The sequence below is a fragment of the Chitinophaga flava genome (assembly GCF_003308995.1).
GTDB classification, from domain to species: Bacteria; Bacteroidota; Bacteroidia; order Chitinophagales; family Chitinophagaceae; genus Chitinophaga; species Chitinophaga flava.
Window position 1 is genome coordinate 1,727,424 of the sequence record NZ_QFFJ01000002.1, and the last position, 26,883, is coordinate 1,754,306.

21 protein-coding genes are annotated in these 26,883 nt (G+C 44.6%); 13 read left to right on the forward strand and 8 right to left on the reverse strand.

The window, feature by feature from the left end; translation table 11 throughout:
- Nucleotides 1–3 precede the first annotated feature (3 nt).
- From DF182_RS23275 to DF182_RS23300, 6 genes are all read left to right on the forward strand, one after another.
- On the forward strand, nt 4–1,053 hold the full coding sequence (locus DF182_RS23275; RefSeq protein ID WP_113618185.1) for a fasciclin domain-containing protein: 1,050 nt from the start codon (nt 4–6) through the stop codon (nt 1,051–1,053).
- A 21-nt stretch (nt 1,054–1,074) separates the two neighbouring features.
- A complete protein-coding gene (locus DF182_RS23280) occupies nt 1,075–2,307 on the forward strand; it encodes a fasciclin domain-containing protein (RefSeq protein ID WP_113618186.1) in 1,233 nt (410 codons plus the stop codon).
- Nucleotides 2,307–3,308 carry a fasciclin domain-containing protein gene (locus DF182_RS23285; RefSeq protein WP_113618187.1) on the forward strand — a complete coding sequence of 334 codons (1,002 nt, stop codon included), beginning with the start codon at nt 2,307–2,309 and terminating at the stop codon, nt 3,306–3,308. The genes DF182_RS23280 and DF182_RS23285 overlap by 1 nt, the downstream gene beginning before the upstream one ends.
- Nucleotides 3,309–3,335: 27 nt before the next feature.
- Nucleotides 3,336–6,596 carry a TonB-dependent receptor gene (locus DF182_RS23290; RefSeq protein WP_113618188.1) on the forward strand — a complete coding sequence of 1,087 codons (3,261 nt, stop codon included), beginning with the start codon at nt 3,336–3,338 and terminating at the stop codon, nt 6,594–6,596.
- A 25-nt stretch (nt 6,597–6,621) separates the two neighbouring features.
- Nucleotides 6,622–8,808 (forward strand): IPT/TIG domain-containing protein, encoded by a 2,187-nt coding sequence (locus DF182_RS23295; RefSeq protein WP_113618189.1) that lies wholly within the window; start codon nt 6,622–6,624, stop codon nt 8,806–8,808.
- A gap of 221 nt (nt 8,809–9,029) precedes the next feature.
- Nucleotides 9,030–10,769, forward strand: a complete 1,740-nt coding sequence (locus DF182_RS23300) for a tetratricopeptide repeat protein (RefSeq protein ID WP_113618190.1) — start codon at nt 9,030–9,032, stop codon at nt 10,767–10,769.
- A 100-nt stretch (nt 10,770–10,869) separates the two neighbouring features.
- Here DF182_RS23300 and DF182_RS23305 read toward each other — a convergent pair whose 3' ends face one another.
- On the reverse strand, nt 10,870–11,301 hold the full coding sequence (locus tag DF182_RS23305; protein WP_113618191.1) for a hypothetical protein: 432 nt from the start codon (nt 11,299–11,301) through the stop codon (nt 10,870–10,872).
- Between the two features lie 288 nt (nt 11,302–11,589).
- Nucleotides 11,590–12,375: an AraC family transcriptional regulator gene (locus DF182_RS23310; protein WP_113618192.1), complete on the reverse strand. Its 786-nt coding sequence runs from the start codon at nt 12,373–12,375 to the stop codon at nt 11,590–11,592.
- 141 nt (nt 12,376–12,516) lie between these two features.
- Between DF182_RS23310 and DF182_RS23315 the strand changes: the two genes are divergently transcribed.
- From DF182_RS23315 to DF182_RS23330, 4 genes are all read left to right on the forward strand, one after another.
- Nucleotides 12,517–13,854, forward strand: coding sequence for a TolC family protein (locus DF182_RS23315; RefSeq protein WP_113619699.1), 1,338 nt, complete (start codon nt 12,517–12,519; stop codon nt 13,852–13,854).
- Nucleotides 13,855–13,859: 5 nt separating this feature from the next.
- Nucleotides 13,860–14,924: an HlyD family secretion protein gene (locus tag DF182_RS23320; protein WP_113618193.1), complete on the forward strand. Its 1,065-nt coding sequence runs from the start codon at nt 13,860–13,862 to the stop codon at nt 14,922–14,924.
- Nucleotides 14,917–16,506 carry an MFS transporter gene (locus DF182_RS23325; protein ID WP_113618194.1) on the forward strand — a complete coding sequence of 530 codons (1,590 nt, stop codon included), beginning with the start codon at nt 14,917–14,919 and terminating at the stop codon, nt 16,504–16,506. Before DF182_RS23320 ends, DF182_RS23325 begins: the two co-directional genes overlap by 8 nt.
- 164 nt (nt 16,507–16,670) lie before the next feature.
- The gene (locus tag DF182_RS23330; protein ID WP_113618195.1) at nt 16,671–18,233 is read left to right on the forward strand and encodes a GMC oxidoreductase; all 1,563 of its coding nucleotides are present in this window, start codon (nt 16,671–16,673) and stop codon (nt 18,231–18,233) included.
- On the opposite strand, the gene DF182_RS23335 is transcribed toward DF182_RS23330, so the two are convergent.
- From DF182_RS23335 to DF182_RS23360, 6 genes are read right to left on the reverse strand one after another with little or no spacing between them, the layout of a single operon-like run.
- Entirely contained in the window at nt 18,230–19,069 is an 840-nt protein-coding gene (locus DF182_RS23335; protein ID WP_113618196.1) for an alpha-1,2-fucosyltransferase, read from the reverse strand. The genes DF182_RS23330 and DF182_RS23335 overlap by 4 nt on opposite strands.
- Nucleotides 19,070–19,094: 25 nt before the next feature.
- Nucleotides 19,095–20,537: a LicD family protein gene (locus tag DF182_RS23340; RefSeq protein ID WP_113618197.1), complete on the reverse strand. Its 1,443-nt coding sequence runs from the start codon at nt 20,535–20,537 to the stop codon at nt 19,095–19,097.
- A 35-nt stretch (nt 20,538–20,572) separates the two neighbouring features.
- Complete coding sequence (locus DF182_RS23345) at nt 20,573–21,313, reverse strand: glycosyltransferase family A protein (protein WP_113618198.1); 741 nt, start codon at nt 21,311–21,313, stop codon at nt 20,573–20,575.
- A gap of 27 nt (nt 21,314–21,340) precedes the next feature.
- Nucleotides 21,341–23,251, reverse strand: coding sequence for a galactosyltransferase-related protein (locus DF182_RS23350; RefSeq protein ID WP_113618199.1), 1,911 nt, complete (start codon nt 23,249–23,251; stop codon nt 21,341–21,343).
- Entirely contained in the window at nt 23,226–23,990 is a 765-nt protein-coding gene (locus tag DF182_RS23355; protein WP_113618200.1) for a galactosyltransferase-related protein, read from the reverse strand. The genes DF182_RS23350 and DF182_RS23355 overlap by 26 nt, the downstream gene beginning before the upstream one ends.
- On the reverse strand, nt 23,987–25,024 hold the full coding sequence (locus tag DF182_RS23360) for a hypothetical protein (RefSeq protein ID WP_113618201.1): 1,038 nt from the start codon (nt 25,022–25,024) through the stop codon (nt 23,987–23,989). Before DF182_RS23360 ends, DF182_RS23355 begins: the two co-directional genes overlap by 4 nt.
- 1,045 nt (nt 25,025–26,069) lie before the next feature.
- Between DF182_RS23360 and DF182_RS32160 the strand changes: the two genes are divergently transcribed.
- The 3 genes from DF182_RS32160 (at nt 26,070) to DF182_RS32895 (ending at nt 26,865) form a co-directional block, all read left to right on the forward strand.
- Entirely contained in the window at nt 26,070–26,264 is a 195-nt protein-coding gene (locus DF182_RS32160) for a hypothetical protein (RefSeq protein WP_147243521.1), read from the forward strand.
- A 108-nt stretch (nt 26,265–26,372) separates the two neighbouring features.
- Nucleotides 26,373–26,567 carry a hypothetical protein gene (locus tag DF182_RS32165; protein WP_147243522.1) on the forward strand — a complete coding sequence of 65 codons (195 nt, stop codon included), beginning with the start codon at nt 26,373–26,375 and terminating at the stop codon, nt 26,565–26,567.
- Between the two features lie 109 nt (nt 26,568–26,676).
- Complete coding sequence (locus DF182_RS32895; RefSeq protein WP_113618202.1) at nt 26,677–26,865, forward strand: TIGR04149 family rSAM-modified RiPP; 189 nt, start codon at nt 26,677–26,679, stop codon at nt 26,863–26,865.
- Nucleotides 26,866–26,883: the final 18 nt, after the last annotated feature.

Here is a 26,883-nt window from a genome sequence, read left to right on the forward strand (position 1 = left end):
ATAATGCTTAAATATATTAAATCCTGCCTGCTGATAGCTTTACTGCCTGTAATGTTTACCGGCTGTAAGCATGATGAACTGACGGTGCCTGATACCGGGGAATCTTACCGGCACGCAGGAGATTTTGTTAAAAATAATTACGACCTGCAACTGTTCAATGCTGCCCTGGAGTACACTGGTCTGGCAGCAGACATGAACGGAGAAGGGCCTTTTACATTGCTGGCGCCAAACAACGCCGCTTTCAATGAGCTGGGTATTACCCGTGCGTCAGATTTTCAACGTCTTAATAAGGATAGTCTGAAACAGGCCATGCAGTATCATATTCTCAATCGCAGGCTGCCTGTAAACGAGATTCCTTCTAATGGGGTGGATGTAAGATATCTTAATCTCGCCGGGAAAGAGGTGTATCTGACCTTTGCTACTTCGCCGAACAATTTGTTTGTAAACGGTTCTTTTGCTGTCAAGAAAAATGTGGTGCTGGCAAACGGCATCCTGTACGTGATGGATAAGGTGATGAAATATATACCTGGTACGGTGCAGCAATTTCTGGCGGCGCAGCCGGAATACAGTGTGTATGTGGTTGCCCTTAAACAAAGTGGATTATGGGAGCAGCTGTCAGGAGCAGGTCCGTTTACTGTTTTTGCACCAGACAATGCGGCGTTGGAAAGACAGGGCATTACCATGGAAACGCTGCCTGCCTATAATTCAGACAAGTATGTAACGGCAAGACTTTTCGGTATGTATATACTACCTGGAAGAAGCTTGTTCCTGACTGATTTTCAGGCATTGTATGCTATCTATGGCACGGCATCATTACAGGCAAAGATCGCCAACGACAATTTCATATACCGGCTAACGGCCACCAAGAATACCTACATGCTGGCGCCCACAGAATATTCTTTTGCTTACATCAATCCGGAAAATCCGGCATTAGGTAGTCTGGGAACCGTGTACGGTAACACCTCCCGTAAAAATGACAATCTCACCAACAACGGTATTGTTCACTATCTGCCTGATCTGGTGATCAAGCCGAAGGAGGCATTAAAGAAATAATTAGTTCAAAAAGCTATTGATATGAGACGTATCATATTTTTTATACTCGCTTTTGTGGGGTTGATCATGGCCTGCAGGAAAACAGAATTTCAACGGCCACCGGTTGGTGAAAAGGTACCGTATGTAGAGACTGCTACCAGCGATTTCAACACCCTTCTGGAGAGATCAACACAGAAATTGTTTTATGCTGCCTGGAAGAGAAGCCATATAGATTCTCTCCTGAAAAGTTTGGGTAGCGGGGTGCGCTTTACCATCCTGGCGCCGGATGATGCGGCCATGACGGCTGCTGGTTTCACCGCAGACAAAATTGCTACTGCAAAAGTGGCTGATCTGGATTCCCTGTTGCTTTTTCACGTCATGTCTGAATATGTTGATTCAGCTACATTAATTGGACAGCAAGGTAATGTGCGTCACAAATCTCTGCTGAGAGACAGGACCATTAAAGAGACAGTAACGCGGCTGGGTTCCCAAGTGCCTTTTCCGGAGGCATATGCTTACAAATTGTATCTCGGCGTGGCAACGGATGGATCGTTGCTGATCAATGGTAAAAAAAGTGGCAAGATAACACCGGTGTATGCCCGGAATGGGGTCATTTATCCGATCAATAAACCACTGGTACGTCCAAATAAAACCGTCATAGATGTTATCAATACGGACCCGCGCTTTTCCATATTGTCAGGTCTTTTAAAGGCTATGGATAGTAAATGGGAAGAAGTTAGTTATGGTTGGTTTGAAAGAAATCAATATGCGGGCCTGGGTATCGAGGGGGGTGATATTGTTTCAAACGATGCTTTTTTTGCGCCTACCAATGAGGCGTTTAAAAAGGCTGGTTTCAATTCCGTAGAAGACCTGATGACTTTAAATGAGCGTTCCATGCCATACCTCGATGAAGACTTGGGGGAGATGCGCAACGGGTTGTTTGTCACTGATTCTTTGCTGGCATATTCCCGGTGGGGCCGGATGTACTCGCCCAGGAGCTCTAATGGTGGAGGTTCCGGAGTACCAGCCATGTTCTGGTCCAACGACCTGAATAACGCTATGCTCAGCACTTTTGCCTTGGTTACCAGTGGTAGTAATGCAGTGCCCATTTACTTTATGACACTGGATTTTGGTACCAATGGAGAACAAATTACGGTGAAGGTAAAAGGCAGCAGCCATGCTGCAGCAAATATAGTGGAAGCAGATATACCAACGCTGCAGGGACCATTTCATGCGGTAGATAACCTGATTCTTAGCGATAAAGTTAAGTTCTAATGAGAAAGTTTAATATCAATATAAAAGCCCTGGCGGCCTGTGGTATCCTGTTGCTGACTGCTGCCAGCTGCTCTAAGGATAAGGATGTACAACCGGCAAAAGACAGCAACAGGGTTGTACAGGTGCTGGCGGATAACTTCAACCTCTCTATCATGAGCACCGTAGTAGGTCGTTCTAATCTTCGCAGTGAGCTGAATGAGGCTGGTCCTTTCACCGTATTTGCACCTTCTGATGAAGCATTTGCGAAATCCGGCTATGGTACCCCAGTATCGGTGTTAAGTGCACCGGTGACGTTGATTGGCTCCATTGCCGCCTATCATACTGTAGAAGGTAACTACGACCTGAATAAAATGCCTTTCCTGTTTAATCAGGAAATCACTTCCCGCGGTGGAAAGCTCTTTGTGACCAAGTGGGTTAAAGGTAAAGATACCGTGCTGACGATCAATGGCAGTCGGCTGCTGGCCTCCTCCATCAAAGCTTCCAACGGACAGGTCCAGGTAATTGACCGCATGCTGCAGCCTTATTTGTACGGGACTATAGGAGATGCCATTGCGGCGGAATCCTCCCTGACCCTTTTCTGGCAGGCCATTCAACGTGCCGGCCTGGTGGAACTGCTGAACGGGAAGACGCCTGTTACCGTGTACGCCCCCAGTAATACCGCCATGATAAGCAAGGGATACACCACCGTGGAAGCGATCAACGCCGTGCCTGTAGCAGAGATTGCCGCTTTCGCAAAATATCACATTGTAGCAGATCGCCGCTTTGTGAATGACTACATCCTGACAACAGCTGCCGGTAAAACTACTGCTACACAGGGGATGCTGGATAATAACTCCGTTGCTGTAAAGCTGATTCCGGATTTGCAGAAGCCAGGCGCCTTCACTGGCATCAGGCTGAGAGGCCCCGGCAACAATACGGATGTAAATCTGCTCAAACAGGATGTGATTGCAGGTAACGGTGTGTTGCATATTGTTGACAACACCTTACGCATCACGCAATAATCATCATAGATATTTAAGATCTCAGACATGCAAGTTTTTACATTTAAACATATACACTTCTTCTTACTGCTGCTGATGCTGCCTTTTGCGGTACTGGCGCAGGAAACAGGCGGTGGCCTTACCGGTAAAGTACAAAACGCAAAAGGAGAGGCCTTGCCAGGCGTGACGATTATTGCCGTCCATGGCCCGTCAGGAACAAAGTACCCGATCATCACAGATAACGCTGGGCGCTACCGTATCAACGGAATGCGTATCGGCGGCCCTTATAAGGTAACCGCTACCATGATGGGTATGGAGCCTCAGGCTATTGAAAATATTACCGTGAAGCTCGGAGAACCGCAACTGCTGAACATCACGCTGGCAGATCAAAGCACCAAACTGGGTGAGGTAGTGGTGAAAGGAACAAAAGCGGGGCCGCGTGCCAATAACTTTGGCGCGGGTCAGAATATCAGCAGGCAACAGCTGAACAACATGCCCACCGTGAACCGCAGCATACAGGATATTACCCGTATGGTGCCACAGGGTTCGAAAGATAACAGTTTTGGAGGTACCAACTTCAGGTATAACAACGTAACGATTGATGGGGCCATCAATAACGATGCGATCGGCTTCAGCCCTTCCAGTGGTGGACAGAGCGGTACCAGTGGGCAGCCCGGTAGCAGCACCCGTACCAACCCCGTTTCCCTGGATGCTATCGAAGATATGCAGGTATACCTCGCACCTTACGACGTGAAGATCGGTAACTTCACCGGAGGCAGCGTAAATGCCGTAACCCGTAGCGGTACCAACACTCTCACCGGTTCCGTATATGCCTATGGCCGCAACGCAGCCATCACCGGAAAAGATAAAGTGGGAACACTTGGTAAAATGAACAGCGACTTTGAAGATTATCAGGCAGGTATCCGCCTCGGTTTCCCGATCATCAAAAACAAATTATTCTTTTTTACCAACGAAGAAATTACACGCCGTACCGAACCTACACAGCTGATGGCCGGTAAAGATGAAACCAGCCACATTCTCAGCGCTGCCGATGCAGACGCTATCCGCAACGAAACGATCAGCCGCTATGGTAATATCTTCGATCCGGGAACAGCAGGCAGTTACAATACCAACTCCAGGTCAACCAAATTCTTTAACCGCCTGGATTGGAACATCAACGACCGCCATCAGTTATCGGTACGTAACAATACCATCACTTCCAGCGCTGTACATATGGACCGCGACCAACAGGATTTCCGTTTCAGCAGTATGGCATTCAAACAAACCAACAACCAGAGCAGCACGGTACTGGAACTGAAAAGCCGTTTCAACAATGCCTTCAGCAACAGCTTTGTAGCAGGTTACAGCACCGTTCATGATTACCGCGATCCACTCAGCGACCCTTCGCTGCCACAGGTACAGATCATGGGCCGTACTCCCGGTACTACTATCTATCTCGGTACTGATCGTGAAGCGTCTATCTTCAATATGAAACAACGCACCATTGAAATCAGCGATAACGTAACACTCACAAAAGGGAAACATACTTTCCTGTTCGGTACGCACAATGAGCTGTATCATATCGACTATGGTTTTGTGAACAGCTGGAATGGGAGGGTAGACTACCTCAGCATTGAGGACTATCTCCACAACAATCCTTACCGTGTTCGCGGCAGCTATAACTATGTAAACAATAATCGCGATTACATCCGCGCAAATCCGGGTGCAAGGTTTAATATCAGCCTGCATAGCGTGTATGTGCAGGATGAAATCCAGGTAAATGATAAACTGAAACTGATGCCGGGTTTACGTGCAGATTATACCTGGTTGCCGGAAAAGCCTGCGTTGAGTGAGAAAGTAACTGACTCACCTGCTGATCCTTACTTCGGTTCTACCTATACCTATACACCGCTGAGCCGTATCGGTAATAAGTTTTTTGATAAGGTTAAGATTTCACCACGACTGGGCTTCCGTTACGACTGGATGGGCGATCAAAGTCTGATCCTGCGTGGTGGCGCTGGTTTATTCACTGGCCGTATACCTTTCGCATGGATTGCCTATGCTTATTACAATAACGGTATCGGATATGGTTCGTTTGATCAGCGTGCAGACCAGAAGCCTTTCGCTCCCGGTTCAGACGCCATCAAACCGGGGCCTGACGGTATCGCCGGCTTCATCAAAGACAATGGGACTATCATCAATAACCCCAACGCAGGAAAAACGCAGGTGGACCTGGTAGATAATAATTTCTCCATGCCACAGGTGCTGCGTACCAGCCTGGCTGTGGATTACACTACCCGCAATCAATGGAAATTCTCTGTAGAAGGTATTGTGACGAAAGTGCTGAAAGATGTATTCTTTCAACAGGTAAATATCAGCGATAATCCAAAATATTATGGTTACGATAAAAACCATGAGCAGCCTGTTTATTCAGGTACCATCAACCCGGCGTTTTCCAATGCTTATCTGTTGAGCAATACCACCAAAGGTTTCCGTTATAATATAACTGGTACCATTACCAAAACATTCCAGTCCGGACTGTATGTATCTGGTAGTTATACTTTCGGAAAAAGTAAAGACATGTTCAATGGTATCCGTAACTCTATGGAATCCAACTGGCAGCTGAATCAGGCGCTGAGCCCTAATAATGCAGCGCTGGCGTATTCCAACTTCGATATCAGACATCGTGTAGTCCTCAACGTTAACTACAGAAAACAATGGAATAAAGTGCTGGTGACTAATCTGGGGCTGTTTGGTACCGCGCAATCCGGCAGTCCGTTTACCTATGGTATTGTAAACAACAGTGTGCAGGGGCTGCCGCAACAGGTGAGCCTGGCCTACATACCCACAGCAGAGGAGGCGGTTAAATTCTTCCGCGATGCGAATGGTCAAACGGCTGAACAACAGGCGGCAGCATTTAATGCCTACGTAGAAGGTAACGACTACCTGCGTACCAGGAGGGGATTGTTTACAGAAAGAAATATGGGGCGTACACCATGGAATATCCAGGCAGACCTGCACATTGCACAGGAGTTTCATATTCCTGCCCTGAAAACGCATTACATCACTATCACTGCCGATATCATCAATTTCACCAACATGCTGAATAGAAACTGGGGACGTCAATATTTCTCTCCCAACACGTTCAACAGTACTGCTTCTGTAGGGCTGACACCTACGCTGTATCCGCCGGCGCAAGGCAAAGAGGGGTATCCTGTTTACAATTTCGCTGATCCGGGTAAAACATATTCTATCGATTACTTCGGTTCACGTTATCAGATGCAGCTGGGTGCACGCTATACTTTTTAATAAAAAATCTATAACATCCTGACAGATGAAAAAGATCATCACATATTTATTCAGTCTCGTGCTGATGGTATCTATTGGTTTGATGGAAGCCTGTAAGAAGAACGACCAGCCAATAGCAATACCCCTTGCTGTCAGCAGCTACTACCCGAACAGTGGCAACGCAGGCACGCTGGTAACCATTCTGGGTACCGGCCTGTCGGCAAAAGGGAAGGTTATGTTTGGAGATAAGGCAGCTGAAATGCTGAACTTCAACGACACTTCCCTGGTGGTACGCGCACCGGAAAACGGGCAGACAGGCAAACTGACTTTTGTTACTGCTGATAAAACCATTGAGATCGGCAACTATACATACCAGAGCCTGAGTGTTCACGGCTTCTTCCCAATGAACGGCTCTTCGGGTATGCAGATAAGGATCAGTGGAGAAGGGTTTGGCAATACAAATTCCCCTGCTGAAGTGACCATCAATGGTATCAGCGCGAATGTTGTGAGTGTTAGTGATACGCTGATTGTGGCAGAAGTGCCGGAGAAGGCTGGTAGTGGCCCTGTAAAGGTAGTGGTGAATGGAAAGACATCTTCCGGTGCAAACTTTCGTTTTCAGTCGGTTACGGCGATCAAACCACTCACTGGTGGCGTCGGTACTAAAGTGACCATATCCGGCGAAGGTTTTGATGGCGCAATAGCCGGCAACATTGTTGATTTCAACGGTAAAGCGGCGAAAGTACTGGAAGCTTCAGCTACTAAACTTGTGGTGGAAGCGCCTGCAGGCGTAGCAAGCGGACCGGTAGCGGTTACCGTTAACAATCAGAAAACAATAGGTCCGGCGTTTACATTAGTACCGCCGCCTACTATTGCGTCTGTGACGCCGTTGAGCGGTCCTAAAGGTCTTGATATGACGATCAATGGTACTAACTTCAGTACTTTTCCTGATGAAAACATAGTAACGATCAATGGTACCACCGTTCCGGTGAAAACGGCTACTGCTAACAAACTTACGCTGATACTTCCTGGTGGAACCGGCGATGGTAAAGTGAATATAGCTGTGAATGACCAGAAAGTAGAGGGTCCGCAGTTTAGAGATCAGAATCTGGGTATCACGGTGGTAAACCCTGCTACCGGTCTTGCAGGTACGAAAGTAACCATCACCGGTGCCGGTTTCAGTACCGTAGCAGCTGAAAATATTGTGACCTTCAACGGCGTTCAGGCTACCGTGGAAAGCGCCACTGAAACATCCCTGATAGTCACCACTCCAGCCAGTCTTACTTCCGGTCAGTTGGTCGTAAAACGCGGCACATTGGAAGCACAGGCACCCAATGAGTTTTTCCGAGCGGGAGTACAAACATTGTTTGGTGGCCCGGGAACGGGTAGCTTTATCAGCTATACATCCACCAGTATTGCGGTAGATTCCAAAGGGAATGTATATGTGGCCAGTCGTTCTGACGCCACGATTCGTAAAATCACGCCTGATGGTCAGGATGCTATCTGGACAGGTACGCTTAATGTTTTTGGTAGCAAAAACGGCACGCTGGCAGAGGCAACCTTCGGTAGCATCAACAGTATTGTGATCGATGCAAATGATAACATGTATGTATCTGAAAGCGGTTCCAGTAATAATATCAGGAAGATTACGCCAGCGGGTATTGTTTCTACCTGGAAAGCAGGCCTGAGCTATTCAGGACAGGTATTCCTGAATAAGGCTGGTGAAGTATACATTACACAGATGTATTACGGTATCCTGAAAGTGCATGCAAATGGTGCCACAGAAAAAATATTTGGCGCCACCGCTTCAGATGTTTGCCGCCCTACCATTGACTGGGCAGGTAACATCTATTTTCTCAACGATGACTATAACCCGTATTTATCATTGGTTCCCCCTGCAGGAGCTGCTATCATGCAGTATATTGGTCAGTCATCCGACGGTTACCAGGATGGTCCGCGTTCGTCTGCCCTATTGGGTTCCGGCCTGTCAGGTACCCTGCTTGACCTGGAAGGAAATTTGTTGATTTGGGATAAATGGAACTATAGTATCCGTAAATACACCCTCGGCAATGGAGAGGTAACTACGATGATGAAAGCCACAAGTGGTTACCAGGACGGTAGCTTTGATCAGGCAAAATTCTCTGCAGGCATTGGCGGTTTGGCTATGGGTAAAGATGGCAGCATCTATGTACTTGATATCAATAACGCCGCAGTGCGCAAGTTATTCCTACGATAGAAACACTTTATTGCATAGCAAATTACATTCGATAAATGGTAAGACCCTGTCTGTTCTCAGACGGGGTTCTTTAATTTTCACCTCATCTGTTAATATTTCATTTTTACAATCAATTTTGTAAATTAGGGTGGGCTAAAAAACACGTTATACCTATTCTGTAGTAGTACGTTCAAAGTAATGCGGAGCTTATGCAATAATAAATCAACCAAAATAAGCTTCTAATGAAACCAAACTATCTAACACTCATCTCCATTTTCCTCCTTGTTGCGTGCAATAACAGTACTAAGACAAGGGGAAGGCAGGCAACCGGTAAAAAAGCGCCGGATATTGGCTGCTATGTCTCCAGGATAACAGACAAAGCCTGGTATACATCGGGTAAAAAGGCGCCTAAGCTGGAAGGACTGGAAGGTATCAATTTCAGGATTTCAACACACAACAAGGAAGTGCAGGAGTATTTTAACCAGGGAATGATGTTGCTTTATGGCTTTAATCATGCAGAAGCGGCGCGGTCTTTTTTCGAGGCCACCCGGTTGGATTCCGGCTGTGCCATGGCGTATTGGGGATATGCTTATGTACTGGGGCCTAATTACAATGCCGGCATGGAAGAAGATAATTTTCAGCGTGCCTATGAGGCAGCTGTTAAAGCGAAGTCGCTCTCTGCACAATGTACTCAAAAGGAAAAGGCACTTATCCATGCATTGGCTTCGCGTTATGAAATGCCGGCTCCATCAGATCGAAAGCCCCTGGACATAACTTATGCAGCAGCCATGAAGAAAGTATATGCTCAATTTCCGACCGATCCGGATATTGGAGCATTGTATGCTGAGGCAATGATGGATATCCATCCATGGGATTTGTATGAAAAGAAAACGAAGAAGCCCCGTGCCTGGACGCCGGAGCTGCTTGCGGTGCTGGAGCACCTGATCAAAATTAATCCCGGACATCCGGGGGCGCATCATTTCTATATTCATGCGCTGGAGGCATCTGCCACTCCTGAAAAAGCACTGGCAAGCGCCCGATTGCTGGATACACTGGTACCCGGATCAGGACATCTGGTACATATGCCTTCTCATATTTATATCAATACCGGCGACTATCATGCCGGTACTCTTTCTAATATACATGCTGTGGAAGTTGACAGTGTTTACACGGTAGCCTGCCATGCGCAGGGGGCGTATCCGCTTGGGTACTATCCGCATAATTACCATTTCCTGGCGGCGCTGGCTACGCTGGAAGGTAATTCAGCACTGGCATGGAAGGCCGCACAAAAACTGCAGGGACATACAGCAGCCGATATTATGCGTTTGCCCCGATGGGGTACCTTGCAGCATTACTATACTATACCGTATTACATTGCGGTGAAATTTGGTATGTGGGATACTATTCTTTCTATTCCTGCGCCGGATGAAGATCTGGTGTATCCGCAGGCAATCTGGCATTATGCACAGGGTATGGCATTTTTGGGAAAGAACAGGGTATCCGATGCACAAAAGGAGCTGGGCCGCCTGCGGACATTGGCTGCCGACTCTGCACTTCAACACCTTACTATCTGGGATATAAATACCACGGCGGATCTTGTGCAAATAGCCGTAAAGGTATTATCTGCCGGAATAGCAGGAAAACAACAACATCCGGATAGCTCCATTTCTTTACTTAAAGAAGCGGTGGCTATAGAAGACAATCTGAATTATAACGAACCACCCGACTGGTTTTTTTCTGTCAGGCATTACCTGGGAGCAACACTCCTGGATGCAGGGAAATACAGTGAAGCGGAAAACGTTTACCGTAAGGATTTACAAACATGGAAAAAGAACGGATGGGCATTGATGGGCCTATATCATTCGTTAACCGCTCAGAAAAAAAACGAGGAGGCAGAGAAAGTGAAGTCGGCATTTGATGAAGCATGGCGATTTGCGGATGTTGACATTGTATCGTCTTCAGGTATGTATATGACAAAATAAGCGCCTGCTAAAGTTCCGTTGAATAAGCGGTTGCCTCAAAAAGTCATTAGAGGCAACCGCTTCAATTTTTGAGCAAAGCAGTGGTTCATCCGGGGAATCGCTATCTGCAGGGGCCATTCACATCCGCGATCCTTCTGTTAGACAGACTCTCCTCCAGCGCTCTGCGCACCATCTGTTGTACGTATTGTTGTCTCTCGGATGTGGAGGCTGTTGCCAGATTGCCCTGCACAGTGGTAGCAGCAATGGTAGAATAGCCGTTCACGTCATTGATATCTATCTGCCAGGTACGGCCGCCACCAGCAATTACCCCCATTACTCCGAGGTGTACAGTGCCGAAACTTATCCTGAACGGAGGCAGTCTCCAGATATCAGCAAATGTCAGCTGGCTAACAACATTTTGTGCATCTGCGATATTTGCAGTAGATACATTGCCCGCATAATTGGGGATTGCATTCTGAGGAGTGATGGAAATGGGACAATTAGGGTCGCCGGCCATTACATCAGGACCAAGGGGTTGTCTTTGTTCTGTCATAGTGATAGTTTTAATTATTAGAAAATGGTATTCTCATTAAGATAGGTTCCGATACTTAAACTATAGTGCTGACTGAAACGAATGGTGAAGGAAAGTGATCACATTTTGAAGATAGTTACATAATATGTTTATCTGGTTGTTTGAGGGTTTGAATAAACATGATCTAACCGAATTTAAATAAAAAATAGGTTAACAGGATGATTTCCGCATTATTTTACATATAATAAATAATTATATGCTATTTATTCTTAATCCTTGTCGGTCTTTCTGCATTTGTTCGATGGCGATCTAATTTTTTCTGAAATCCGTAGGCCGCGAATGTGTAAACTCCTGGAAGGTATCGCTGAAAGAGCTGACAGAGGTATATCCTACGGCATAGGCTATATCACTCACCGGGCGCGATGTCTTCAATATCATTTCTATCGCCTTTACCATCCTTAGTGTTTTCAGAAACTGCAGAAAGGAAATCTGTAAAGCCGACTGAAACAGCCGTGACATAGTGCGCTGGCTGATATTGAAGTGTTTGCTAACACTCTCCAGGGTCAATCTTTCTCCTATATTTTTCTCCAGGTATTTAATAATATGCTGCATCTGCTCATCATCGGTGGTGGGCAGAATGATGGGCAATGCCTTGTTATTCAGCTGTGGCAGCAGCTTTTTCAATGAAACCAGAAACTCAAAATTATAATCCTTACGTGTTACATGATAGCCATCCCAGCGCTCGGTGTAATTAATCATCTGTATCAGCAACTCACTGGCCGGGTAAATACCGAGCTGCGTGTAAAACGGATCCGAATCATCATCATGTGAATAAAAATATAAGGATCGCAGGACGGTCGCGGAATAGCCTATCCGCAAAATATGCGGCACTCCCTGTGGTATCCAGAAAAAATACCTGGCAGGTACTACATATGTCTTGTAATTTATCGTAATATAAGCGATGCCTCCCTCCACATAACTCAGCTGTCCTTTATTATGTTTATGTAACGGAATCAGCTTCTCCGACTTCTCATGCATGACAAATACGGCATTCCGCTGTTTATTAATCTCCGGTAATGAAGCGATCAGACCCATGACTCAACATTTTTATCCTGCGGCGAAGGTAAATATTTAAATTGGCCGGAATGATGAAAAGATTGACTATTTATCTGAAATGACAAATTGTATCCTGTAATAATTTTGCAACCGGATATTGATGATAGATATCTGTTTTTTATGAATCACAAACATCGGATTATTGCCACAGGGCTATTCCTGGCAATTCATTCATTAAGCGTTCACGCACAGGAGCACACAACGGCAGTAAATGATACCCTTAAAATTACATTGCCAGAGGCCTGGCAGAAAGCAGAAGCCTACAGCCGCACAATCGCCATCAAAAAGAAAGCTACGGACATCGCCGGAGAAGAAGTAAAAGATGCGAAGATGGAAAGACTACCGGAACTGGGTGTAATGGGCAGCGCAGAAAAAGCGACGAATATTCCCATCTATGGCAACGGTATCTTCTCAAAACCTACCAGTCAGCATGAAGTAATACACACACTTTACAAAGCCAGCGCTGATTTTTATCTCAACATCTACAACGGGAATAAGTTAAACCTGAAAATTGAAGAGGATAAAGTTCTGCATCAGCTCTCCGGTATCCGTCAGGAGGAAGCTGTTTCCCAGATACGTTATCAGACAGCAGCGCTGTTCCTGGATTTACAGCAGGCACAGATCTTCAGGGAACTGATTCTGAAAGACATCGCTGACCAGGAGAAACAACTGGCAGAGATCAGAACATTTCATCGTAATGGAACAGTCCTGAAAAGCGATGTACTCCGTGTAGAGCTGGATCTCTCCAAACGCAAGCTCACACTGGTAAAGGTGGAGAATGATATTCTCATCGCGAATCAGAAACTGAATATTATACTGGGAGAACCGGATGACCAGCTGCTTCGCCCGGATTATACAGTGATGGCGGCGGATACGGAGTCTTACAAAAACTATCTCGCTGCGGCGCTTCATCATTCCTATATATATCATATCTCGGAGCAGCAAACAGATCTCAGCCGGATTCACTTACAGCAGGTACGTGCTAATGTACGCCCCAAAGTGGGCCTGTACGGGGATTTCTGGTACGCCAATCCGCAGATATTCCTGTATCCGTATAATCCCAGCTGGTATTCTGTGGGCATAGGCGGGGTGAAGGTATCCTTTCCTATATCTTCCCTGTATCACAATATGCATAAGGTGAGTGCCGCAAAACTGGAACTGGAGAAGGAAGAAGAAACGCATAAGGATACAGAAGATAAAGTACGGCAACAGGTGAAAGAAGCATTTCTTCGTTACAGGGAATCCCTGGTGCAGATTGATGTGGCTACAACCAATGTAACCCGTGCGGAAGAAAATGCCCGTATCATTAAAAGCGCTTATTTTCATCAGGCATCCCTCGTGACAGATCTCCTGGATGCAGATGTACAGCTGCTTCAAACCCGCTTTGAACTGGCGGCGGCAAAAATTCTCTCCCAGAATAAATACTACTTACTCCAGCATATCACAGGTACGCTATAATTAAAATGAAAAAGAAACATTTAGTCACAGACAGACTGATCACCAGGATCACGGGCTGGATGGCCGGTATTATTGTCCTCGCGCTGGCCGCATGGGGAGTACTCACTATCCGCTCCTGGTATCTGTATGAACAAACCAATGATGCCCAGGTACAGGAATATGTAAACCCTGTCATAGCAAGGGCCGGCGGCTTTATCGTTGCCGTGAAATTTGAGGAAAACCAGGTCGTGAAAAAAGGAGATACCTTGCTGGTGATAGATAACAGAGAGTATGCGTTGCAATCTGAACAAACGGTAGCGTCTATACGTAAATCAGAAGCCCAGCTGCAAGTCCTGGAAAGTAATATTCATACACTGGAGAAAGCAGCCAGCGCTGCCAATTCCCAGATCGATGGTGCTAAAGCCAAGGTATGGAAGCAGGAGCTGGAATACAAACGTTATAAGGAAATGTATGCCGATGAAGCAGCTACAAAACAGCAGCTCGAAAACGTGCAGGCAACGCTGGATGTCAATAACAGTGATTATAAATCCGCCCGTGAAAATTTTGAAGCGGCTACTTCCCGTATAACAGACGCCCGTGCAGAAAAACAGGTGGTGGAAGCGGAGATAGTCCGGCTCCGGGCTTTGCTGGACCGTCATAACCTGGACGTGGAATATACGGTGGTAAGAGCAGCTTACGACGGCCGTATGGGCCGCAGAACAGTGGAGCCGGGACAAATGATCGATGCCGGTGAAACACTGGCCTATATCGTAAATAATGAAACAGATAAATGGGTAGTGGCCAACTATAAAGAGACACAGGTGTCTCATATGCGTGTAGGCGACACCGTTAATATTGTAGCAGATGCCTTTCCTGATGAACAATTCAAAGGGACAGTCATTTCCCTGTCACCCGCTACCGGCTCCAGTTTTTCCCTGCTGCCGCCCGATAACTCTACCGGTAACTATGTAAAGATTGTTCAGCGTATACCAGTGCGTATACGGGTGGATGGTGAAAGAAAAGATATTGACCGCCTCAAAGTGGGCATGAACGTGAATGTCTTTTTGCCTAAAAAACAGCATCATGGATAATTCCATTCCCATATTCAGGCCGTGGACGCCGGAATGGCTGATCAAGATCATGCTATTTCTGCTGATATTGCCTTCTATCGTGATATTTTTCCTGCCCATGGCCAATATCAATGCGGCTGCAGGGTATTATGGCAGTGAGCCGGCGGATATACAATTTGCGGTGGCACTGTTCTACGCGGGATATGTGGGCTTCTATAGCCTGGAACGCCGGTTTTTCGTATATATGGCAGCGAAGGAGTACTTTATTGTATTTACCTTTTTGCAGATACTGACCTGCTATATCTGTTATCTTACCAACGATCTCCACATATTTTTGCCGATACGTTTTGTTCAGGGAATGTTATTTGCCTGTACGGTCAATCTCTCTTTGTCACTGATGTTTACCCGATTGGGAAGTGAAAGGGCCAGGGAGATCAGCTTTTCTGTATTCTTCGGATTTCTGCTCTGTGCCACGCCTTTCAACAACCTGGTAACAGCGGACCTGATCGATGCAGTTGATTTTAATGCGGTGTACAAGGCGGCAATATTTGCCTATCTGCCATGTCTGTTTCTTTTGCTGATAACGATGAACGGGGTGAGGCTTAATGTCCGTTTCCCGCTCTATAATCTCGACTGGAAAAGCTTTTCCCTGTATAGTATTGTCCTCTGTCTCTTCGGTTATATCATGATTTACGGACAGGAATATTACTGGCTGGAAGATCAGCGTATACGCTACAGCGTTATTGCGATTGTGGTGTTGCTGTTGATTTATATCGTGAGACAACGGCATATGCGCCGGCCTTATGTACACCTGAAAATATTCCGGTACCGGAATTTTAAGGTGGGGCTGCTGGTGCTTTTTATTATGTATATCTGTCGTTTTGCATCCGGCATTACAAATACTTTTTATGCTGTTGTGCTGAAGTTTGACCCCATGCATGTTTCGTATATGAATGTGCTCAATATCATAGGACTGTTACTGGGTGTTATTATTGCCTGTGCGCTGATTTTGCAGAAGAAACATATCAGATATATCTGGGTGCCTGGATTTCTGTTGTTGCTGGGGTTTCATATCCGTATGTATTTTCTGTTTGATGTGCAGGCAGATGAATTCAACTATTATTTACCATTGTTGGCACAGGGCCTTGGCGTGGGGCTGATTATGGTGCCGACTATCGTATACGCTATTTCTTCTGTTCCAACAGCTATGGGGGCTTCGGCTTCAGCGGTATGTCTGGCGGTGCGTTATCTGGGCTTTTGCGTAAGTATTGGATTAATTAATTTCTTTGAGTTATTCGGAAAGAGCAGGCATTACAACGCATTCCAGGACCATCTTACCAAACTGGACCCGGTCGTCAGGCAGACCCTGCGTATGCAGGCGCATAAACTGGAAGCAAAGGGAATGGTAGCAGGAAAAGCCATGCGGGCCTCAGATAAACTGCTGGTAAATGCTGTGAATACACAGGGCCAGATACGTTTCGCTATGGATTATTATGAATTGATGTCGTGTTTAATTGTTTTGACGCTGGTACTGATACTTTTGTTTCCGTACCTGAACCGGACAGCAGTTTATCTGAGATCCCGCAGGCTTTCTCCTGCTTAATAAGAGCCTAATCATACATGTGTTAATAAATCGCCACAGAAAAGCCGGGGACGTCTCTTGAGACGTCCTCTTTTGTTGGTGTAAAGACTGAAATCTCCCGCTTACAGTGTTTCTATGACCGCAGTTGTATTGCCTATCTTAATGATGGATCTAATTTGTCAATCATGTCATTACAATACGATTATGTGATCATTGGCAGCGGCTTCGGCGGCTCTGTCGGCGCGTTGCGGCTTGTGGAGAAGGGGTATAAGGTGCTTGTCATTGAAAAGGGAAGGCGGTTTAAGGACAAGGATTTTCCTAAAACGAACTGGGATCTCCGTAAATGGCTGTGGGCTCCATTGCTGAAATTCCGTGGGGCATTCAGGATCTCTTTTTTCCGCCATGTGGCTGTAATGCATGGTGTGGGCGTTGGAGGTGGCTCGCTCGTGTATGCGGCGGCGTTACCCATGCCTCCTGCAGGATTCTTTTATTCCGGTCACTGGCAAGGGCTGGCCGAATGGGAACAGGAGCTTAAACCGTTTTATACAACAGCCAGGCGTATGTTGGGGAGTGCACCTAATCCCCGGTTGGAAACCGGCGATCATATTATGAAAGACCTGGCCACAGAAATGGGAAGAGCGGAACATTTCAGCAATACGGAAGTTGGCATATTCCTGGGAGAACCCGGGCGGCAGGTCAAAGATCCCTATTTTAATGGCCTTGGCCCCGATCGCTCAGGGTGTACTTTTTGTGGTGGCTGTCTTATAGGCTGCCGGCATAACGCCAAAAATTCACTCGATAAAAATTACCTCTACCTGGCACAGCAGGCAGGTGTTGAAATAATGGCGGAAACAACAGCATACGATGTAATTCCTTTGGATGGCGCAAATGGGGCTACAGGATATGAAGTAAAGTTTAAAACAAAAGGCCATCGGCAAAAAATAACCTCACATGCAGTCATATTTGCCGGAGGAGTATTGGGAACAGTAAACCTGTTGCTGAAACTAAAAAACACTTCGTTGCCCCGGTTATCCTCCATGGTAGGGGAGGGCGTTCGCACCAATAATGAGAGTATTGTGGCCATGGTCAATTATAAACAGAATAAGGACCTTTCCCGGGGCGTGGCTATCGGATCGGTTTTAAAGCTGGATGATACTACTTATGTGGAGCCTTTCAGGTATAACAAAGGATCCGGCGCCTGGCGCCTGTTTTTATTGCCTTTTGCGCATGCCAATACTTTTGTTGGAAGAGTAGGACAGATACTTATCGATCTGCTCAGGTACCCATGGATAAATTTAAAGACGCTGTTTGTGGATGATTTTGGCAAACGCACACAGGCACTGCTTTTTATGCAACAGGGTGAACAGTCGCTACGGCTGAAACGCGGTTGGCTGGGATTAAAGTCTGTTTTAAAGAAAGGGGCAAAGCCCACTCCCTTTATGCCGATGGTAGGCGCATTTGCACACCGGTATGGACAGAAACTGGAAGGAAAACCCTACATGTTAAGCACGGAAGCATTGTTGGGTATTCCTTCCACGGCTCATTTGCTGGGAGGGGCTGTTATGGGACGTGATACTACAGAAGGAGTAATCGATAAGGACAATCATGTTTTCGGCTATGAAAATATGTTTGTTTGTGATGGAGCCATGATATCCTCCAATCCAGGCGTTAATCCATCGCTGACAATAACCGCTATAGTAGAAAGAGCGATGAGTAAAATAAAACCCAAATCTCCTGTAGTTAGCTAAAGTGCTATCCAGGAAGGAGGTGTCAGGTCTTTGGTGTCGATATTTTCAACGGCAAACCATTGACGCGGATAGATGACTGTTTTTCCTTCATATTGGCATAGCCAGGCTGCCCACCAGGCAAAGGAACTATTGGATATAATAAAATGTTTGCAGTTTATCATGAGTTGCAGATAGAACTGAAATTTAGCATCATAATATTCTTCTGTTACAAAAAAGACATTTTTTGATTGATTAATATGGGCTTTACACCAGGGGATATCATCAGAAAAAACAAAATAGAACGGATCGGTAATAGTATGGTCGTAAAACAGGATACTCCGGGAAATATATTCAGCACTCACCACGCCATGCAATTCAAGATTATTCAGATAATCACCCCGTCTTACATTGATCATGACCGCATTAACAGACCGGATCTTTTCTGCCAGCCCCAGCCATTTACCACTTAATACTGTTCTAAACTGAAAGTCTTCCCGGATAATAGCCGTTATGGATTCAAAATATTTATAGGATTGCCAGTAACCTTCTGTGATAAGTATGCTGGATGACGGGTCGTCTTCATCTAATACATGTAGTGCTTCTTCATTAAAATGGAAATGATCTTCCTGAAGTTCATACACCTCTTTAACGTTGGAGTAGTGCTCAATTTTATCCTCCTGCAAAATGTTTTCCCCTAATCTAAAGATGTCCAGGTCAAATGTTCTGTTACATTGGGGGTGATTATAATAGCTTTTGTTAAAATACAGCGGCACTTTATATTTAAGTGACAGGAATCTCCCAAATGCATACTGAAACATTTGGTTTCCAATGCCACCTTTGAATCTGATAACGATCATGACAATGTTATTTCTCTTATGTATTTTATATTTCGAGCAGATTAATAAAAGCCTTCTTGTCCTCCGTTAGTTGAGACATCAGCATGAATCCCAAGCCTAACAAACCTTTGGTGGTATAGTCATGAATGTCGCAAAAGGAGATGAAGGGTCTGTACTCCATGATGGGTGTTGTTGTCAGGAATGTTGTCAATGATCCATTGATGTCTTCTGCAGACAGGAGTGTTTCATTGTGAAGATGTAACAGGTACTTGTGTTTTAACCGATGAAGGTGAGTTATATTGGTTTCATTTTCCTGAATAAGCATTTGCCGCTGGCATTCGTCGGTATAGCTGTTTTCCGGCAGATGATTTTTCCATTGCTTCAGATCTGCTGTAATGGGATTGTTGAACAGCTGAAGCAGGACACTGATTTCGAAGAGTGAAGACGGCTTCGTTTGATCAGGGGCCCAGATAAGCTCCGCTTGTTTTTTTAACAGAGAGAGCTGGGCCAGATTATCCAGGGCGCCTCTTCTCTGGAGTAGGTAGGCCAATATCGACAACCGATCTGAGTGGCTTATGTTGGTATCAGCTGCAACACTTTCCAGGTATTGATCAATATCATGAAGATCATCTGCCGGAATATCCAGGAAATTATGCTTCGCCAGATATTCCAGTCCCCAGCCAATTCCGCATAGACCTGAAGAAAAACCTATTCCTCCTCTACCATCAAGTTGTGCAAGCATTTTGTCCAGTAACAGGGAATAATAATTGAAGTATAAAGCATCTCCTGTGATGCGCCAGTAATGAGCAAAAAATATGGCGTATCCGGTGGTGCCGTCAGCGAGGCCAAAGGAGTGCTCATAGTGTGAAGCACAATAGAGAATGTCAGCAATACGACTTAATGCATACCGATATAAAGTGGCTGTATCAGGGGCCATGGTAATGCCTTCATCCATCTTTATCTTTTCCAGAACAACTTCTTCGTGAATAATATTCAGCGGACTATTCCAGGCCGACCATGTTTTATCCGGAACACGATAGTTTGGGCCATACATAGCCTGACAATATTCTTCGCTCTTTACAAGGACATTCACTTCCACGCCTTCAAACATGACTCTTTTACAACCTGATAGTATAATGGAAGGTTCGTACGCCATTAGTCTTAGCGCGTTGCTGTATAGCCGGTGGAGGATTTCGACAATTTTATCTTCATAGGGATAGAACAGGTAAATGTCAACATCATCTACTACTATATTGGTTATTTTGTTTCCCCAGTAATAACGTCTCGATACCGGTAGCAGAGCAACAAGTTGTTCGGCAGCAGCCTCGTTATTGCAGTATATGCCAATGTCAATATCGTTGTCATGAGGAATGATGCCATTATCTCTTACATAGCCCAGGCAAGATCCACTGGCCAGGAACCAGTAAACGCCTGCTTCGTCTAATTTTTTAGCTGCTTTTCTCAAAGATTCAATTAAGTATTCGTGCATAACTATCGCGTGTTTTGGGTGTGGATGGAAGTTGTTTAGAAATAACGGCTGAAGGGAGGCTTAGACCTTATACATTGTTCTGCTTCTTTTTGCAGCAGTGCCTGTGCTTCCGTTGCATGTTCATTGTTTTCATGGCGCCGGTAACAATAAAGTACCTGGCTGCAGGATTGGGTGTTTTCAAGTCCTGCAATCTCCAGTAGTGGTAACATCAGTGCCATATCTCCGGTAAACGTCAGGAAATCACCATTGTTATCTTTGAATGCATTGGCTGATGGGTCTTGCCGGAGTAATTCCCTGAATACTTTATACCTGAATGTTTTCAGGTGTGATGCTTTCCAGTCTGCCTTTCTCAGATCCTGAAAATCACTTTCCGAATATGCATGACAGTGGCCCAGGAAGCCGTAGTTGTCTATGTATTGCCCATAGGTAACCAGTGCTCCCTGATTGTGGTAGTAGTTGACGACCTGTAGTGAATATTCACCGATCAGAAAATCATCACCATCCACGATGGCAATAATATCTTCATCTTCAAAATCATTATTAGTTAAACAAGACCATATATTCTTTAAGGGGCCATATCTTTCAGGATTATATTTCTTGCTGATATAATCAATATCATCAGGAATCAGATCAGAAGTGCCATCATCGGAGCAATCATCCAGGAAATGAACTGTATACAAATTGTATTGCTGGGATAATAAGGCCTGCAGGCAGCGTTCAATGTGGTTCCGTACATTCCGGAAAGGAACAATAATGTGTATATTAAATTCTTGCATGGATTAAATATTCAGAAAAACAGATTGTTATAACTTTTTTTGCCAGTTGAAAAGTTGTTTGTCGAAATCTCTGCCCCAGTCCGGATTGATGTAATGATGTGCTGGCGGATGAAGTATTTCTTCGCGGAGATGTTCATTCAATCGTCTCGCTTTTAACGAACGTTTGGCATTCCCTTTTTTATCCATTTCACGGTGAATGACGATGGCATTGTTGCTGTAAATCTCTTTTATGCCGATACCCTGCAGTTTTGCCCTGAGGTTATCGTCTTCACCTCCCCAGGTTGCATAGGACTCTGTATATCCGCCTACTTTTTCCAGATGTGCTTTGCGCATCATAATACTGCCGTAGGGCTGAAAACTGATCTGGCCGGCGTTTTCGGCGTTGATTTCTTCATTAAAATCCATGAATGTCACTTTTCCAATGGCATAGTAATGTTCCCTTCCGGCCATCTTATTCCAAAGAATGGAGATCACATCCGTATGAAGTTCACATTCAGGATCTATTACCATCACTGTTTCATAAGCAGCATGTCTGATTCCTACGTTCCAGGCCTTGCAAGGGTTTCGCCAAGGATGCTCCTGTTCGTTTACAATCACTTTCCAGTGGATGGATGGGTAGTTGCTAATGAGCTGCAGGAGGCCTTCCTGTTCACTAGGTTCATCCATGACAATAATTACCTCTATGCCTTCCCGTTGAAAATAAGGTGCGTTTACAGGCAACACTTTACTAAAATCAGCCAGTTTCCTGTAATAGGAAAGAATAAGGCTAACCCTGAAAGGAGCAACAGTAGCTGGTATTACACCGGATGCCGGTGGCTGAGCGGTAAATAGTCTGTTGATAGATGGATGGATATGGTCTTCCTCCGCTACCTTGGTGCGCAGGGTACCATCGGTGGGATGAGTGGCCCCGAGGATTTTTTTAAAGGTATGTATAAGAAGATCTGCTGACGGGATATGATTTACGACCGGCAGTTTGATAGTCTTGTCATGTGACTCAAAATCCTGGAAGAAAAAGGTATCTGGCAGGATGACAGGAACATCGTGTGTAGTTACCTGTGATAGAAGAAAGTGATTACGTGCCCCCGGATACAGGATTAATGCAACATCGGCAATGTCGAAAAAAGGGCTGATCAGATGTAAAGGAAGACTGCCAATAAACGTAATGTCTTTCCAGTGGCCATATCCAGCGGACAATCCATCTCCCGGTATATTGTCACCGGCTATAATAAGTTTTGCCTCTGGCAACTCGTTTTTTAAACGGGCAAATGCTCCAATTACCGCCTGCAGACATTCTTTGTTGTTTTCTTCGCAGATGTAAAATATAATGCTGTTGCTGTTATGGATACCCAGATTCCGGAGGAGTTCTTCTCCGGAAGGTGCATGGCCTGATAAACGCGGCGCCGGAACAGGCAACAAGCATAGTTTATTTTCCGGAAAAGAATATTCATCTGCCAGGGTGTTGAACATTAATTTGCTATTGCAGACAATGGTATCTGCCTGATGGATGAAAGTTGCTTCGGTGGCTTTCTCTCCATGAAGTAATGTATGGAACAGTGAGGTGGTATCCATATCATAGATGATATGACTTTCCATATATTCCTTGATAATACTTGCCAGATAAGCCAGCTCGGGCTGATTAATATAAAAAATGTCGGCCTCTGTTACTTCAAAGTACTGGTCTATCAGGCAACAGGCGGCAAACAGATAGGTAGCCGGGATTGTAGAATCAGGCATCTCCTGTAGCGGAGAGGGTATTTTCAACAGACTCTCCCCGTTGGTGCGTTCCAGTGAGATATGACTGATTTCACGGGTATTCAGCTGTATTTTAATAACCGGCAGGTTAGCGCTTTGCGCCGCAGAATGGAATGAGAAGATGTTGGACATTTCTGCGCGATTATTATCAGTAATGCCTTCAATATGGAGGAAGAATATTCTCATTATTAAATCCCATTAAAGTATTTAAGTAAATATGCTGGTTTTGTTTGGAGTAGTCTTCGCTGTAGGGTCTTGAATTAACTCCGCGTTCATGATATAGGTGATACAAAGGGCCGGGTAGCCTGATGATACGGGCACCCTTCTTTTTTAGCCGATAGTACCGTTCCTTGTCTTCCGGCCCCCAGCCCAGCAATTGTTCATTTTCAAAGCCATTGTCAAGGGCCCATTGGCGATTTATTCCGATGATTCCTCCAACGGTTCCCTTAAACCAGGGCGTACTGGCGTATGGATATTGTTCAAACCATTGGAAGTTGTTTATCTTCCTATAGATATTTGAATAAAATTTGTTCACCAGGTAAGAACGCCCGTCAAATGGGTATACCAGTGCATGTGGATGTAAGCGAAGCAGTGCTGCTGCTCTGCTGATATTTTCCGGAGGAACGATGATGTCCGTATCATAAAAGAAAACGATTTTCTGTTGCGCTTTATTCAGCAGCATGTTCCTATACCGGGTGAGATGTAGTATTTCCTGCGAGTCTTCCACAAATTCATAGTCGGCGGCAAACTGTGTGATGGTAGCGGGAGATATCCGGGAAGTTGTACCCGTTTCAAGTATGGTGATATTCGTGCTGAAGTGTTGCCGGATAAAGCTTAAAATAGTAACAAGGTTGTTTATCCGGTCGTTACTGTCTATTCTGCAAAAGATCAGGAAATTCACATCGTTCATATCCAGTTTCGTCATGAGATGAATGGGTTTTCCGTAAAAAGATGAATTGCTTTTGCATCCCAATAATAACCGGGTAGCTGTTGATGTGCCGGCATTGTAATATCCAGCAGCAGATGGCCTGATTCGGCTAATTGTATCAGTTGTGTGGAAACGGACTTTCTTCTGCTGTTGTTGTTCAGTAATAAAGTGCTTTCCAGTGTTTGACAGGCGTTTAGAACGAGTTTGTTTCTGAGCACAGTCATTTCTGTTGAATCAGCCTTTATCTTCCGCTGGAGTAGGGCATAGGTGCAGTTCCATTCCTGTTCATATATGTCCGCATCATCGATGAGCATATTTGTATCCGGAAAGGGAGGCGCCGGTATTGTATGGAGGAATTCAATTGTTAAGCTTGCAAAATGATCCGCTGCCGGCAGGTGATTTTTAACCTGGTGTAGTAATGACAGGAACGGTGATTGGTAATGAGAGATCTCCGGGAGTTCTTTGTGCTCATTTAATATGTCCATTACTTTGTTGATGATGAGCAGTAGAAACTCGTCTCTCATTAATAACTCCACCTGATTGTTTTCCGAAACAGACTTATAATGTTCCATAATATAAATCAGGCTGCTGAGTAAAATGTTCAGCTCCTCTTTGATATTATTACTATCTCCTCTGGAAATACGTTCAATTTCGTGATGCATGCTCCTGTCAATGAAAGAGACCATCTCTTTGGTGTTTTCCATATCGAAGAACTGTTTCCTTTGCAGGAACATAATCATCCATCCTATGCCAGTGAGACTGTTTAGTAGATCCGGATTGGTGGTGTCATGCAGGATGGCTTCCCCGAAAATGCTGCTGATGGCATGGATGCCGAAATGTCCATATGATGGTTTTTCTGCTAGTACAGCATAACGGCAACAAAAAGCTGCGGCGAGTAATTTTCCTTGTAACCCTACTGGCTGAATTGATTGTATGTTTAACACTAATACCTGTGCAATACGGTCCAGTAGTTCATTGTGTGACAGACGGGTATGGGCAGGATATATATGATCTCTTTCTTCAGTTTTCATGACTAGATTTAAAACAGGATGGATTGGTAAGAAAAAAAATCAGATAAAAAGGGTTTGTAGTTGAGATCTTTTCTTGTTCACTAATATTATATGATCAGGTTAAATATTCCTGTATGGAATAGGGTATAAAAACTAATTGCTTGTAAATATATAAACTTTCAATTAACAAACTATTGAATCTAAAATTTCTGAATAAAAATGATAATTGCTGTTGCGTTTTTATGAATCGAATGTGTTAAAGGTATATTAAGTTGTGTGCTTTCTTATCAAGGGAAAATAATTTTTCATTCTCTGTAATTCAATGTGGTAGCATGTTTTGTTGGTGTTGTGTTTTATGTGATGATAAGTAATGTTTGTTTTTGCGGGAATGAATTATTTTTTTTCTGAAAAAAAAGTATCTTTAAAAAAGTTTACAAACACTATCCGAAAATTTACAATTAATTGTACCAATACCCGTAAAAACAAAAAAAGTTAATCTGCAATCTGAACAATGATGAAATCTACAGTGTTAATCAAACCCGTTAGTAATAAATCGATTTTATAGGAAGACTTTATGATAAAAGGTAACGATGAGAGAGAGCTATAAAGTTTTCATGGAATGTCTGTGCCCATCCTGTTTTTCTGCGAAAGAAATTCCGGATATACCTGGTGTAAGTCATGTTGAACAATAGTATGTAATTCCGCGAACGCACGCAGCATATTGGAGTATCCATGAATTTCCGCATTGCCGAACAATGATTTTTTAATTCAGTAAACCCGTTTAAAAATACCGTTCATTCGTCTGTTCCGGACAGACGATATTGGCAGCGTTTTTCCTGCTGTAGCCATTTCGTATATAATAATTCTTTTCATATAGGTTGTCTGTTATGCTGCACTGGTGGCCGCACAGGGAAGCGTTGTGCATATAATTTTATGCATACAGGATACCTATGTCTCATCATATTATAAGATTGTTGGCCGACAAAGAGTTGCTTGACTGTTTTAACACAAGATAGGGCATGCCGTAACCCGATTAAATGAGGCGTTATTAAGAAAACTTCAAAGTATGAAAAAGAAATTAAGCCTGAATCTGGGAAACATCAACGAAATGATGTCAAGAGAACAAATGAGAACTGTAATCGGTGGTAGCGATTGCGACTACGGTAACAAATGTAAGGGTACCTGCGAAAATGGTAAAACCTGCGCAGTTTCCCCAGCATGTACTCAGTGCTCCTGCGGAGATGGTGGCAAAGGCTGCTAATTTGTATCATATTGTAAGATCGTTAGCCAACATTTAGCTGGCTGACGATTTAATAGAGTGGGTCCGCTGTGATCCCAATAAACGAGGTATAACTTTAAAATATTAATCATGAAAAAGAAATTAAGTCTGAATCTGGGAAACATCAACGAAATGATGTCAAGAGAACAAATGAGAACTGTAATCGGTGGTAGCGATTGCGACTACGGTAACAAATGTAAAGGTACCTGTTCAGAAGGTGTAACCTGCCGTGTTTCTCAGGCATGCACTCAGTGCTCCTGCGGAGATGGTGGTAAAGCCTGCTAATTCGCATCATATTATAAGATCGTTAGTCAGCATTTAGCTGGCTGATGATCTTATAAAGGGGGTATGCCGTAACCCGAATAAACGAGGTGTAATTTTTAAAATATTAAGTATGAAAAAGAAATTAAGCCTGAATCTTGGGAACATCAATGAAATGATGTCAAGAGAACAAATGAGAACAGTGATTGGTGGTAGTGGTTGCGACTATGGTAATCCATGCGCCGGTACATGTGCTGATGGATCCGCTTGTCGTGTTCCTCCTGCATGCAACAAGTGCAGTTGCGGAGATAAGCCCTGCTAATACTATTCTATACATCCG

What these genes read in the sequence shown, in the direction of transcription:
- DF182_RS23275 (WP_113618185.1), top strand. Translation starts at nt 4, where the DNA reads ATGCTTAAATATATTAAATCCTGCCTGCTGATAGCTTTACTGCCTGTA.
- DF182_RS23280 (WP_113618186.1), top strand. Translation starts at nt 1,075, where the DNA reads ATGAGACGTATCATATTTTTTATACTCGCTTTTGTGGGGTTGATCATG.
- DF182_RS23285 (WP_113618187.1), top strand. Translation starts at nt 2,307, where the DNA reads ATGAGAAAGTTTAATATCAATATAAAAGCCCTGGCGGCCTGTGGTATC.
- DF182_RS23290 (WP_113618188.1), top strand. Translation starts at nt 3,336, where the DNA reads ATGCAAGTTTTTACATTTAAACATATACACTTCTTCTTACTGCTGCTG.
- DF182_RS23295 (WP_113618189.1), top strand. Translation starts at nt 6,622, where the DNA reads ATGAAAAAGATCATCACATATTTATTCAGTCTCGTGCTGATGGTATCT.
- DF182_RS23300 (WP_113618190.1), top strand. Translation starts at nt 9,030, where the DNA reads ATGAAACCAAACTATCTAACACTCATCTCCATTTTCCTCCTTGTTGCG.
- DF182_RS23305 (WP_113618191.1), bottom strand. Translation starts at nt 11,301, where the DNA reads ATGACAGAACAAAGACAACCCCTTGGTCCTGATGTAATGGCCGGCGAC.
- DF182_RS23310 (WP_113618192.1), bottom strand. Translation starts at nt 12,375, where the DNA reads ATGGGTCTGATCGCTTCATTACCGGAGATTAATAAACAGCGGAATGCC.
- DF182_RS23315 (WP_113619699.1), top strand. Translation starts at nt 12,517, where the DNA reads ATGAATCACAAACATCGGATTATTGCCACAGGGCTATTCCTGGCAATT.
- DF182_RS23320 (WP_113618193.1), top strand. Translation starts at nt 13,860, where the DNA reads ATGAAAAAGAAACATTTAGTCACAGACAGACTGATCACCAGGATCACG.
- DF182_RS23325 (WP_113618194.1), top strand. Translation starts at nt 14,917, where the DNA reads ATGGATAATTCCATTCCCATATTCAGGCCGTGGACGCCGGAATGGCTG.
- DF182_RS23330 (WP_113618195.1), top strand. Translation starts at nt 16,671, where the DNA reads ATGTCATTACAATACGATTATGTGATCATTGGCAGCGGCTTCGGCGGC.
- DF182_RS23335 (WP_113618196.1), bottom strand. Translation starts at nt 19,069, where the DNA reads ATGATCGTTATCAGATTCAAAGGTGGCATTGGAAACCAAATGTTTCAG.
- DF182_RS23340 (WP_113618197.1), bottom strand. Translation starts at nt 20,537, where the DNA reads ATGCACGAATACTTAATTGAATCTTTGAGAAAAGCAGCTAAAAAATTA.
- DF182_RS23345 (WP_113618198.1), bottom strand. Translation starts at nt 21,313, where the DNA reads ATGCAAGAATTTAATATACACATTATTGTTCCTTTCCGGAATGTACGG.
- DF182_RS23350 (WP_113618199.1), bottom strand. Translation starts at nt 23,251, where the DNA reads ATGAGAATATTCTTCCTCCATATTGAAGGCATTACTGATAATAATCGC.
- DF182_RS23355 (WP_113618200.1), bottom strand. Translation starts at nt 23,990, where the DNA reads ATGACGAAACTGGATATGAACGATGTGAATTTCCTGATCTTTTGCAGA.
- DF182_RS23360 (WP_113618201.1), bottom strand. Translation starts at nt 25,024, where the DNA reads ATGAAAACTGAAGAAAGAGATCATATATATCCTGCCCATACCCGTCTG.
- DF182_RS32160 (WP_147243521.1), top strand. Translation starts at nt 26,070, where the DNA reads ATGAAAAAGAAATTAAGCCTGAATCTGGGAAACATCAACGAAATGATG.
- DF182_RS32165 (WP_147243522.1), top strand. Translation starts at nt 26,373, where the DNA reads ATGAAAAAGAAATTAAGTCTGAATCTGGGAAACATCAACGAAATGATG.
- DF182_RS32895 (WP_113618202.1), top strand. Translation starts at nt 26,677, where the DNA reads ATGAAAAAGAAATTAAGCCTGAATCTTGGGAACATCAATGAAATGATG.